The 10,701-nt window shown below is 57.4% G+C and carries 9 protein-coding genes and 1 rRNA gene; 7 read left to right on the forward strand and 3 right to left on the reverse strand.

All coding sequences use genetic code 11. The features are described 5' to 3' along the window. Nucleotides 1-35 precede the first annotated feature (35 nt). From metQ to metN, 3 genes are read right to left on the reverse strand one after another with little or no spacing between them, the layout of a single operon-like run. Nucleotides 36-863: a methionine ABC transporter substrate-binding lipoprotein MetQ gene (gene metQ, locus Q0753_RS11510; RefSeq protein WP_298720843.1), complete on the reverse strand. Its 828-nt coding sequence runs from the start codon at nt 861-863 to the stop codon at nt 36-38. Nucleotides 864-881: 18 nt separating this feature from the next. Further along, the gene (locus tag Q0753_RS11515) at nt 882-1,535 is read right to left on the reverse strand and encodes a methionine ABC transporter permease (protein ID WP_298720846.1); all 654 of its coding nucleotides are present in this window, start codon (nt 1,533-1,535) and stop codon (nt 882-884) included. After that, the gene (metN, locus tag Q0753_RS11520; RefSeq protein ID WP_298720849.1) at nt 1,516-2,559 is read right to left on the reverse strand and encodes a methionine ABC transporter ATP-binding protein MetN; all 1,044 of its coding nucleotides are present in this window, start codon (nt 2,557-2,559) and stop codon (nt 1,516-1,518) included. The genes Q0753_RS11515 and metN overlap by 20 nt, the downstream gene beginning before the upstream one ends. Nucleotides 2,560-2,807: 248 nt before the next feature. On the opposite strand from metN, the gene Q0753_RS11525 reads away from it, so the two are divergent. The 7 genes from Q0753_RS11525 to Q0753_RS11555 form a co-directional block, all read left to right on the forward strand. Then, complete coding sequence (locus tag Q0753_RS11525) at nt 2,808-3,827, forward strand: ABC transporter permease subunit (protein ID WP_298720852.1); 1,020 nt, start codon at nt 2,808-2,810, stop codon at nt 3,825-3,827. Beyond that, complete coding sequence (locus Q0753_RS11530) at nt 3,820-4,893, forward strand: ABC transporter permease (RefSeq protein ID WP_298720855.1); 1,074 nt, start codon at nt 3,820-3,822, stop codon at nt 4,891-4,893. The genes Q0753_RS11525 and Q0753_RS11530 overlap by 8 nt, the downstream gene beginning before the upstream one ends. A gap of 12 nt (nt 4,894-4,905) precedes the next feature. After that, nucleotides 4,906-6,708, forward strand: coding sequence for an extracellular solute-binding protein (locus Q0753_RS11535; protein WP_298720858.1), 1,803 nt, complete (start codon nt 4,906-4,908; stop codon nt 6,706-6,708). Beyond that, the gene (locus Q0753_RS11540; protein ID WP_298720861.1) at nt 6,708-7,688 is read left to right on the forward strand and encodes an ABC transporter ATP-binding protein; all 981 of its coding nucleotides are present in this window, start codon (nt 6,708-6,710) and stop codon (nt 7,686-7,688) included. Before Q0753_RS11535 ends, Q0753_RS11540 begins: the two co-directional genes overlap by 1 nt. Further along, entirely contained in the window at nt 7,685-8,761 is a 1,077-nt protein-coding gene (locus tag Q0753_RS11545; RefSeq protein WP_298720864.1) for an ABC transporter ATP-binding protein, read from the forward strand. The genes Q0753_RS11540 and Q0753_RS11545 overlap by 4 nt, the downstream gene beginning before the upstream one ends. A gap of 31 nt (nt 8,762-8,792) precedes the next feature. After that, nucleotides 8,793-9,350 (forward strand): D-glycero-beta-D-manno-heptose 1,7-bisphosphate 7-phosphatase, encoded by a 558-nt coding sequence (gene gmhB / locus Q0753_RS11550; protein WP_298720867.1) that lies wholly within the window; start codon nt 8,793-8,795, stop codon nt 9,348-9,350. A gap of 354 nt (nt 9,351-9,704) precedes the next feature. Further along, a 16S ribosomal RNA gene (locus Q0753_RS11555) occupies nt 9,705-10,701 on the forward strand; the annotation flags it as partial.

Here is a 10,701-nt window from a genome sequence, read left to right on the forward strand (position 1 = left end):
GCAAGCCGTGACCTTGAACAGTTTGCAAGCCGGTGTTACCAGCCTTTGACCACGCCGCCTTTAAACAGCTCCAGGGCGGCCTGATAGACTTCTTCGCTCTGGTAGGCCTTGATGAAGGTCTGCACGCGCTCGTCGTTTTGGTTGTCTTTACGCGCGACAATCAGATTCACATAGGGTGATTCCTTGTCTTCCACAAACAGGCTGTCCCGGCCGGGCAGCAGATCGATTTGCGAGGCATAGGTGGTGTTGATCACCGAAAAGGCCACGTCATCCAGCGAACGAGGCAGCTGAGGCGCTTCCAGCTCGATGATGTTCAGCTCTTTCGGGTTGGCGGTGATGTCGAGGGTGGTGGCTTCCAGACCCACGGCATCATCTACCTCGATCAGACCCTGTTGTTCCAGCAACAGCAGGGTACGGCCCAGGTTGGTGGGGTCGTTGGGTACCGCAACCTTGGCGCCGTCTTCCAGCTCGTCCAGTGACTTGATCACCTTGGAGTAGGCGGCAATGGGGTAGACGAAGGTACTGCCCACGGCGACCAGATCGTAACCACGATCGGCAATCTGCTTGTCGAGGTAGGGCTGGTGCTGGAAGGCGTTGAGATCCAGGCTGCCATCGCTCAGGGCCACGTTGGGCGTGACGTAGTCGCTGAATGACACCAGCTCCACATCCAGGTTGTACTGTTCTTTGGCCACCTTGACGGCGACTTCTGCCACCTGCTCTTCGGCACCGGCGATTACGCCCAGACGCAGGGGCTTGGCGGCGGTTTCTTCGGCGGTGTCTTTCGCCTGCTCACCACAGCCGCTCAGGGCCAGGGCCGAGGCCAGTACACTCAGGGTCGCAAACGATTTAAAACCTGACTTCATCGGGTAACTCCTTTTTAATCAACGATGATCTACACGAGCGACCAGGCGTTCGCCGGCGCTTTGAATGATTTGTACCAGTACCACCAGCATCACCACGGTAATCAGCATGATCTGGGGATCGAAGCGCTGATAACCGTAACGAATTCCCACATCACCCAGGCCGCCACCACCGATGGCTCCGGCCATGGCGGAGTAGTTCACCAGCGTTACCAGGGTGATGATAATGCCATTGAGCATGCCGGGCAGGGCCTCGGGCAGCAATACCTTGGTGACTATCTGCAGACGGCGGGCGCCCATGGCCTGAGCCGCTTCTACCAGTCCGGCCGGAATTTCCATCAGGGCGCCTTCCATCAATCGGGCCACAAACGGAATGGCAGCCACGGTCAGCGGCACCACGGCGGCGACGGTGCCGATACTGGTGCCCACTACCAGTCGGGTAAAGGGAATAATGGCCACCAGCAGTATGATAAAGGGAATGGAGCGGCCGATATTGACCACGGTACCCAGTATCTTGTTAAAGGCGGCGTGTTCCCAGATCTGACCGGGTTTGCTGACGTGCAGCGCTATCCCCAGCGGAATACCCAGGGCGCAGGCGATGGCGCCCGAGCCAAAGGTCATGATCATGGTTTCCCACAGGGCTGATAACAGCAGATTAATCATGGCGTCGGACATAACCGAGTAACTCCACCTGAATTTTATGTTCCTGAAGATAGGCTTGTGCGGCCTGAGTCTGTTCCGGTTGACCGTCCAGCTCGGCCAGCATGAAGCCGAATTTGACACCACCGGCGTATTCGATATCGGCGCTGAGAATAGTGACGTCGACGCCCAGATCCCGGCTTAGAATGGAGATCAGCGGGGTATCCACGGTTTCGCCGGTAAAGCCGAGTCGCACCAGTGGCAGGGCGCCGGTGAGCGGTTCAGCCGACAGCCGTTGCTGGTATTCCTGTGGAATGTCCAGATTGATGGTGGAGGAAATGAAGCGCCGAGCCAGCTCGGTCTTGGCGTTGGCGAAGAACCAGGCCACATCGCCCTGCTCGACCAGTTCGCCATCATTGATAATGGCCACCCGGTCGCAGATACTCTTGACCACATGCATCTCGTGGGTGATCAGCAATATGGTCAGCCCAAGAGTGCGGTTGATGTCTTTCAGCAGGCCGAGAATGGACTGGGTGGTCTGCGGATCCAGTGCCGAAGTGGCCTCGTCGCACAGCAGCACCTTGGGCTTGGGCGCCAGGGCGCGGGCGATGGCGACGCGCTGTTTCTGACCGCCGGACAGCTCTTTCGGGTAGGCGTTGGCACGGTGTGACAGGCCCACCAGTTCCAGCAGCTCGTTCACGCGCTGCTTGATGGCGGCCTTGTCCATGCCCGCCAGTTCCAGCGGCAGGGCGATATTGGCGAACACGGTACGTGAGGCCAGCAGGTTGAAATGCTGAAAAATCATGCCGATGTTACGACGGGCGCGGGGCAGTTCGCCGTTGTCGAGTTGGGTCAGATCCTGACCATCGACGAAGACGCCGCCCTCGGTGGGGCGTTCCAGCATGTTGACGCAGCGGATCAGGGTGCTTTTGCCGGCACCGGATTCCCCGATGACGCCCATGATCTGACCGGCGGCAACGTCGAGATCGATGTTTCTGACGGCATGAACGGCGGCGTCACCTTCACCGTAGCGTTTACTGATATTGGTTAGCTTGATCATCGGAGGATGAGCCTTTCCGGTATGGTTATTAACTGCTTTAACAGATGAGTGTAGAGACAAGTCATGCAAGCATGGCTAATGGCAGTGGATGCTAGGCCGTCTGGACGTCCAAGTCAATGTAAATTTCCCCTCGGCCGGCATCGATGCCGGGGATGGGATCCAGCCTTGCTAACTCGCCGGTTCATGGGATAGGGTGAGGGGAAGGACCCGGCCGGACCGTGTTCAGGGAACGAACTTAAGGGAAAACCATGGGCCAGTATTTTCTGCGTCGGTTGTTACTGCTGTTACCTACCTTTCTGGGCATCACCCTGGTGGTGTTTGCCATTACCCGTTTCGTGCCGGGCGGCCCGGTGGAACGCATGCTGATGGAAAGCCAGCTGCAAAGCAGCGAGTTCAGCCAGAGTTCCCGCGGCAGCCAGGTGCTGTCGGCCGAGCAGATTGACGAGCTGAAAGCCTTCTACGGCCTCGACAAGCCGGTGTTCGAAGCCTATTGGGAGTGGCTGGGCAAGCTGGTGCGATTGGATCTGGGCGAGTCGACCCGCTACTACCTGCCGGTGTGGGAGCTGATTCAGGAACGACTCCCCATCTCGGCTTTCTTCGGCATTTGTACCTTTTTACTCAGTTATCTGGTGTCCATTCCGCTCGGTATCCTCAAGGCACTGAAACACAACAGCCGTTTCGACAGCATCAGCTCCATGTTGATCTATGCCGGCTATGCGCTGCCGGCCTATGTGGTGGGCATCTTCCTGCTTACCGTGTTCTCCTTTCAGCTCGGCTGGTTTCCGATGGGCGGCTTCGTCGGTGACGACTTCTATTATCTGGAAGGCTTCTGGCCCAAGACGTTCAACCTGTTTCACCATGCGCTGTTGCCGCTGATCGCCTACGCCATCGGCGATTTTGCGGTGTTGACCATGACCATGAAAAACAGCCTGATGGAAAACCTGTCGGCGGATTATGTGCGTACCGCCGTGGCCAAGGGATTGCCGTTTCACAAGGCGGTGACCGGGCATGCCCTGCGCAACAGCATGATTCCCATTGCCAGCCATTTCGGCAACGTGATTTCGGTGTTTTTTGCCGGATCTTTTCTGATCGAGGTGATTTTCAATATCGACGGCCTGGGGCTGCTGGGCTACGAGGCCATCGTCGAACGGGATTATCCGGTGGTGATGGGCATACTGGCGGTGACCTCACTGCTGATGCTGGTGGGCAATATACTGTCGGATATCTGCGTGGCGATGGTGGATCCGAGGGTGCGTTTCGATGGCTAGACTGTTTTCCGACCTTACCCACAAGAAACTGCGCCGCTTTCGCAGCATTCGCCGCGGCTACTACGCCTTCTGTCTGTTCATGCTGATGGTGGTGCTGGCGCTGGCGGCCGAGCTGTGGGCCAGCAACCGGGCGCTGTTGGTCAAATACGAAGGCCAGCTCTATTTTCCCACCTATGGTGCCGTGATCACCGGCGACACCTTCGGTCTCGGTTATCAGTACGAAACCAATTACCGGGAGCTGAAAACCTTATTTGCCGAACAAGCTGCCGAACAAGCCGGGGCCGGGCAGTCCGGCAACTGGGTGTTGTTGCCTCCGGTGCCCTGGAGTCCTTATGAGCAGGACTACAGCAGCGGCAGTTATCCGCCCACCGCCCCCAGTCTGGAGCAGCGGCACTACCTGGGCACCGATAATTCGGGCCGGGATATTCTGGCCCGGCTGGTGTACGGCTTTCGTACTGCCGTGGGGTTTGCCTTTATCGCACTGACGGCCAGTTATGCCATCGGCGTCTTGCTGGGCTGCGTGATGGGCTTCGTCGGTGGCAAGTTCGACCTGTTGTTTCAGCGTTTTATCGAGATCTGGTCTCAGGTGCCGTTTTTGTACGTCATCATGATACTGGTGTCGCTGACCCAGCCGAACTTCATGCTGTTTGTCGGCATCAACGTGCTGTTCGGCTGGATGGGCATCACCTGGTATATGCGTACCCTGACCTATCGGGAGAAGGTGCGGGATTACGTGCTGGCGGCCCGGGCGCAGGGGGCGGGGTTGGGGCGTATTATCGTGCATCATATTCTGCCCAATACCCTGGTAATGATAGTAACGCTGGCGCCCTTTACCGTGGTGGCCAATATCTCGTTACTGACGGCGCTGGACTATCTTGGCTTCGGCCTGCCGCCACCAACCCCCAGCTGGGGTGAGCTGTTGCGTCAGGGGGTCAATCATCTGGATTCACCCTGGATTGTGTCGTCGGTAGTAACGGCGGTATCGATGGTGTTGATTACGGTGTCTTTTATCGGCGAGGCGATTCGAGAAGCCTTCGACCCCAAACATTTCTCTCGTTATGAATAGGCAGGGAATGCGATGAAAAAATGGATAACGATACTGAGTACCTGGCTGCTGGCCTTTGGCGTAAGCGCCGCCGAGCTACCGGATAAGATGGAATGGCTGACCAACAACGAGGATCCGATCTTCGCCTCGACCGAGGCGACGCGGGGCGGGGAGTTCACCAGCAGTCTGCAGAGCTTTCCGCTGACCTTTCGCACCGTGGGGCCGGACTCCAATACGGCGTTTCGCTCCTTTATTCTGGAAAACCAGCTCGGCCTCTATGCGCTGCATCCACAAACCGAGCGGCCGATACCGGCACTGGCAACCCACTGGTCCTTTGGTGACGACAACAGAACCATGTATTTCAAGCTCAATCCCGCCGCGCGCTGGTCCGATGGCGAGCCGGTCACCGCCGACGACTTTCTGTTTGCGCTGGAAATGATGCGCTCCGAGGTGATTCGCGCCCCCTGGTACAACAACTATTACACCGAGGAAATTGTCGATATCACCCGATATGACGATCACACCATCTCGGTTACCGCCGGCAGCCCCAAGAGCCGGCGCGAACTGCTGAACGCGGTGGGTCTCGCCCCCCAGCCCCAACATTTCTATGAGCTGACCGATGACTGGGTCCGTCGCTATAACTGGGCCCAGGCGCCGGTGACCGGCGCCTATGTATTCGATGAGGTCAAACGGGGTCGTTCCATCACCTTCAAACGCTTGAATGATTGGTGGGGCAATGAGCTCACCTATTACCGGCATCGTTTCAACGTGGACCGGATTCGCCTGAATGTGGTGCGCGACATGAACATCGCCTATCGGCACTTTCTGCGCGGTGACATCGATACCTTCGGCCTGATCCTGCCGGAATGGTGGCACGACAAAACCGATACCCCCGAATACCGCAAGGGGCTGATCAACCGCATCTGGTTCTACAACGATATACCGCGCGGTGCCCAGGGCTTTCATCTCAATACCGCCCACCCGAGGTTGCGGGATGTTCGGGTGCGCCAGGGTATTGCCCATGCCATCAACATGCAGCGCATGCTGGATACCATATTGCGCGGCGACTATGAGCGGATGAACACCTTTGGTTCCGGCTACGGCGACTTCATCGATCCCGATATTCGGGCCCGGGAGTTTGATATCGAGCGGGCGCGTGTCTTGTTTGCCGAAGCGGGTTATGACCGACAGGGGCCGGGCGGCATACTGCGCAATGCCGCCGGCGACAGCCTCAGCCTTGCTGTCACTTACACCACGCAGGAGCATACCTCACGGCTGGCGATTTTGCGGGAAGAAGCGCGCAAGGCGGGGCTCGATTTACAGCTGAACCTGGTGGACGGCGCGACCGGCTTCAAGGTGATGCTGGAGAAAAAGCACGAGGCGGCCTGGCTGGGCTGGGGTGGCAGCGGCCTCTATCCCCAGTACTGGGAGTTCTTTCATTCTCTGAATGCGGATAAACCGCAGACCAATAATCTGTTCAATATCAGCGACGCCAAACTGGATGCATTGATCGAGCAATACCGGGTGACCATGGATCTGGATGCCAAGGCCGGCATCTCCCGCCAGATCCAGCAGCGAGTACACGAGCTGGCGATCTTTATTCCCGGTTATCAGGTGCCTTATACCCGCGAAGCTTACTGGCGTTATGTTCGCTTGCCCGAGGCCAAAGGCACGCGCCATTCACCTTCGTTGTTCTGGCCGATGGAGGGGGCACCGCACAGCACCGGCGGCCTGTTCTGGATCGATCAGCAGCTGAAGGCGGAAATCAAGGCTGACGACCGGACCTTTGAGCCGGTGCTTGAGGTGGTGGAAACCTGGCGGCAGAAGGATCAGTGATGGAGCCGTTGCTGAACGTCGAGAGCCTGGCCGTCAGTTTTACCACCGAAGCCGGTTGTTTTCGGGTGGTGGATGATGTCAGCTTTTCGCTGGCGTCGGGCCAGACCTTAGGGCTGGTAGGAGAGTCGGGTTGTGGCAAGAGTGTCACCGCGCTGAGCCTGCTGGGGCTGCTGCCCAGGCCGGCGGGTGAGGTGGTGGCGGGTCGGGCGTTGTTTCAGGGGCAGGATCTGCTTACCCTGACCGCCGAGCAACGCTATCGGGTACGTGGCAACAAGATTGCGATGATCTTTCAGGAGCCGATGACGGCGCTGAACCCGGTGCATACGGTGGGGCGTCAGCTGATGGAGGTCTATCGGCTCCATAAGCCCGAATTGAGTAAGCGCCAACAGCAGCAGGCCGCCGCCGAGATGCTGCGCCAGGTAGGGATACCGGAAGCCGAAGCACGACTGAAAGCCTATCCCCATCAGTTATCCGGCGGCATGCGACAGCGGGTGATGATCGCCATGGCGCTGGCCTGCGAGCCGGACTTGCTGATTTGTGACGAACCGACCACGGCGCTGGACGTGACCATTCAGGCGCAGATACTGCATCTGATCCGGGAGTTGCAGCAGCGCACCGGCATGGCGGTACTCTTTATTACTCACGATCTGGGGGTGGTGGCTCAAGTCTGCGATCAGGTGCTGGTGATGTATGCGGGCCGCAGCGCCGAGCAGGCCGATGTATTTACCCTGTTCGAACGGCCGGTGCATCCTTATACCCAGGGGCTGCTGTCGGCCATTCCTCGTCTCGATCAACCCGGCAAAACGGAACTGGCGACCATCAGGGGCCAGGTGCCGTCGCTTGAAGAACAGCAGGCCGGCTGCCGTTTCGCCAACCGCTGCCCCTATATGACCGAGCGTTGCCAGCGGCAACCGGCTGTGGAGCGGGTAGAAGAGGCGCATCATGTCTGGTGTCATCACTGGCGGGAGTTACGGCGATGAGTGAACTACCGAAAGCAGTCATGAGCCCGCGATCGAACGCAACTTCGAGCCCGCTGTTAAAAATAGAGCAGCTACAACAGCACTTTACCCTGGGCGGAGGCCTGTTGCGCCGTGGTAAAACCCTGTACGCCGTCGATGGGGTCAGCTTCGAGCTGGAAGCGGGCAAAACCCTGGGGCTGGTGGGAGAATCCGGCTGCGGCAAGTCGACCCTGGCTCGAGCCCTGCTCAAACTGCATGAGCCAAGTGGCGGCCGTATCCTGTTCGAGGGGCAGGACATCACCGATTACAGCCGGTCACAAATGCGGCCTTTGCGCCAACAAATGCAACTGGTGTTTCAGGATCCTCAGGAGTCGCTGAATGGCCGCCATACCATAGGCACCATATTGCAGGAGCCTTTCGTGATCCACGGACTGGGCACGGCGGCGGAACGAAAACAATGGGCGGTCGAGCTGCTGGAGCGGGTAGGCTTGCCGGCTTCGGCGCTGGAGCGGTACCCCCACGAATTTTCCGGCGGTCAGCGGCAACGCATCGGCATCGCCCGGGCCATGGCGCTCAAGCCACGGCTGCTGGTCTGTGATGAGGCGGTATCGGCACTGGATGTATCGGTACAGTCCCAGATCCTGAATCTGTTGCTGTCGCTGCAACAGGAATACCAGCTGGCCATGCTGTTTATCGCCCATGATCTGTCGGTGGTAAAACATATCTCGGATCATATCGCTGTCATGTATCTGGGGCGTATCGTCGAGCTGGCGCCGGCGGAAGAGTTATATCGTCGCCCTCTGCATCCCTATACTCGCGCCCTGCTTGAGGCTATTCCGGAGCCGGATCCCCGCCGGCGCAAGGTACCGACGGTGCTGCATGGCGAGCCACCCTCACCGGCCAGTCCGCCGTCCGGCTGTCACTTTCGTACCCGATGCCCTTATGTGGGAGATCGCTGCATTACCGAAGTGCCGGCGCTTATCGGTGAGGAGCACAGCGTTGCCTGTCATTTTCAGCAGGAGATAGACCGCGGACAACGACTGCCTCAACCGCCCCAAGGCTGTGATATTATTGCCACTGTAACTGCGTCTTAAACCATTGCGTCTTAAACCATAGGAACTTCTAGTGACTACAGCGGCAATATTTCTGGATCGGGACGGTGTCATCAATCAGGACAGCGGCTATGTGTCCCACAGTGACGACTTTATCTTTATAGACGGCGTGATCGACGCCATGAAACAACTGAAGCAGAAAGGCTATCAGTTGGTGGTCGTCACCAATCAGTCGGGCATCGCCCGTGGCCTGTTCAGCGAGAAGGACTTTATCCGCCTGACCGAATGGATGGACTGGTCCCTGGCCGACCGGGGCGTGGATCTGGATGGCATCTATTTCTGTCCGCATCATCCTACCGAAGGCACCGGCTCCGAAACCCAGGTGTGCGATTGTCGCAAGCCGGCGCCGGGCATGTTTCTGGAAGCCGCCAGAGAGTTGAACATCGATATGGCCTCCTCTTATATGGTCGGTGACAAGGTATCGGACATGAAGGCCGCCGAAGCGGCGGGTGTCGGTCACAAGATCCTGGTGCGTACCGGCAAGGAAATTACCGCCGAAGGGGAAGTGCTGGCCGAAGCCGTCTATCCGTCACTGGTCGAATTTGCACGGAATATCGCCGATCTGACGTGATATTTAGCACATCGAATAAAAAGCAACCGGATGATTGGTTTTTATCAAAAAAGCCCTTGCGCAAAATCCGCGGTTCCCTATAATGCGCATCCACTGACACGGGGCAACACGCCAACGGTCACAAGGGTTTGAAGCGAACAAAACAAAGTTTGATTCAACGCTTGACGAACAACACGGAATGCGTAGAATACGCATCCCTGATCTGAATAAGGTCAACGCTCTTTAACAATATATCAAGCAAACTGTGTGGGCACTCGCAGGTAGTTGGGAAACAAAAAAATATTGTTTTTCAATGTCTTGTCGAAGTGCACTAGAAATAGCAAAACTTCAGTAATTCATTGAGCATCAAGTCTTTAATTGAAGAGTTTGATCATGGCTCAGATTGAACGCTGGCGGCAGGCCTAACACATGCAAGTCGAGCGGTAACAGAGGGTAGCTTGCTACTTTGCTGACGAGCGGCGGACGGGTGAGTAAGGCTTGGGTATCTGCCCGGTCGTGGGGGATAACCATTGGAAACGATGGCTAATACCGCATACGCCCTACGGGGGAAAGGAGGGGATCTTCGGACCTTTCGCGATTGGATGAGCCCAAGTGAGATTAGCTAGTTGGTGAGGTAATGGCTCACCAAGGCGACGATCTCTAGCTGGTTTGAGAGGATGACCAGCCACACTGGGACTGAGACACGGCCCAGACTCCTACGGGAGGCAGCAGTGGGGAATATTGCACAATGGGGGAAACCCTGATGCAGCCATGCCGCGTGTGTGAAGAAGGCCTTCGGGTTGTAAAGCACTTTCAGTGGTGAGGAAAGGTGAGCGATTAATACTCGCTGACTGTGACGTTAACCACAGAAGAAGCACCGGCTAACTCCGTGCCAGCAGCCGCGGTAATACGGAGGGTGCAAGCGTTAATCGGAATGACTGGGCGTAAAGCGCACGCAGGCGGTTTGTTAAGCCAGATGTGAAAGCCCCGAGCTCAACTCGGGAACTGCATTTGGAACTGGCAAACTAGAGTCTTGTAGAGGGGGGTAGAATTTCCAGTGTAGCGGTGAAATGCGTAGAGATTGGAAGGAATACCAGTGGCGAAGGCGGCCCCCTGGACAAAGACTGACGCTCAGGTGCGAAAGCGTGGGGAGCAAACAGGATTAGATACCCTGGTAGTCCACGCTGTAAACGATGTCAACTTGAAGTCTGTGCCTTAGAGCGTGGGTTTCGGAGCTAACGCGTTAAGTTGACCGCCTGGGGAGTACGGCCGCAAGGTTAAAACTCAAATGAATTGACGGGGGCCCGCACAAGCGGTGGAGCATGTGGTTTAATTCGATGCAACGCGAAGAACCTTACCTACCCTTGACATA

This window comes from uncultured Oceanisphaera sp. (genome assembly GCF_947495715.1).
Lineage (GTDB): Bacteria > Pseudomonadota > Gammaproteobacteria > Enterobacterales > Aeromonadaceae > Oceanimonas > Oceanimonas sediminis.

What these genes read in the sequence shown, in the direction of transcription:
- metN (WP_298720849.1), bottom strand. Translation starts at nt 2,559, where the DNA reads ATGATCAAGCTAACCAATATCAGTAAACGCTACGGTGAAGGTGACGCC.
- Q0753_RS11515 (WP_298720846.1), bottom strand. Translation starts at nt 1,535, where the DNA reads ATGTCCGACGCCATGATTAATCTGCTGTTATCAGCCCTGTGGGAAACC.
- Q0753_RS11535 (WP_298720858.1), top strand. Translation starts at nt 4,906, where the DNA reads ATGAAAAAATGGATAACGATACTGAGTACCTGGCTGCTGGCCTTTGGC.
- Q0753_RS11540 (WP_298720861.1), top strand. Translation starts at nt 6,708, where the DNA reads ATGGAGCCGTTGCTGAACGTCGAGAGCCTGGCCGTCAGTTTTACCACC.
- Q0753_RS11545 (WP_298720864.1), top strand. Translation starts at nt 7,685, where the DNA reads ATGAGTGAACTACCGAAAGCAGTCATGAGCCCGCGATCGAACGCAACT.
- metQ (WP_298720843.1), bottom strand. Translation starts at nt 863, where the DNA reads ATGAAGTCAGGTTTTAAATCGTTTGCGACCCTGAGTGTACTGGCCTCG.
- Q0753_RS11525 (WP_298720852.1), top strand. Translation starts at nt 2,808, where the DNA reads ATGGGCCAGTATTTTCTGCGTCGGTTGTTACTGCTGTTACCTACCTTT.
- Q0753_RS11530 (WP_298720855.1), top strand. Translation starts at nt 3,820, where the DNA reads ATGGCTAGACTGTTTTCCGACCTTACCCACAAGAAACTGCGCCGCTTT.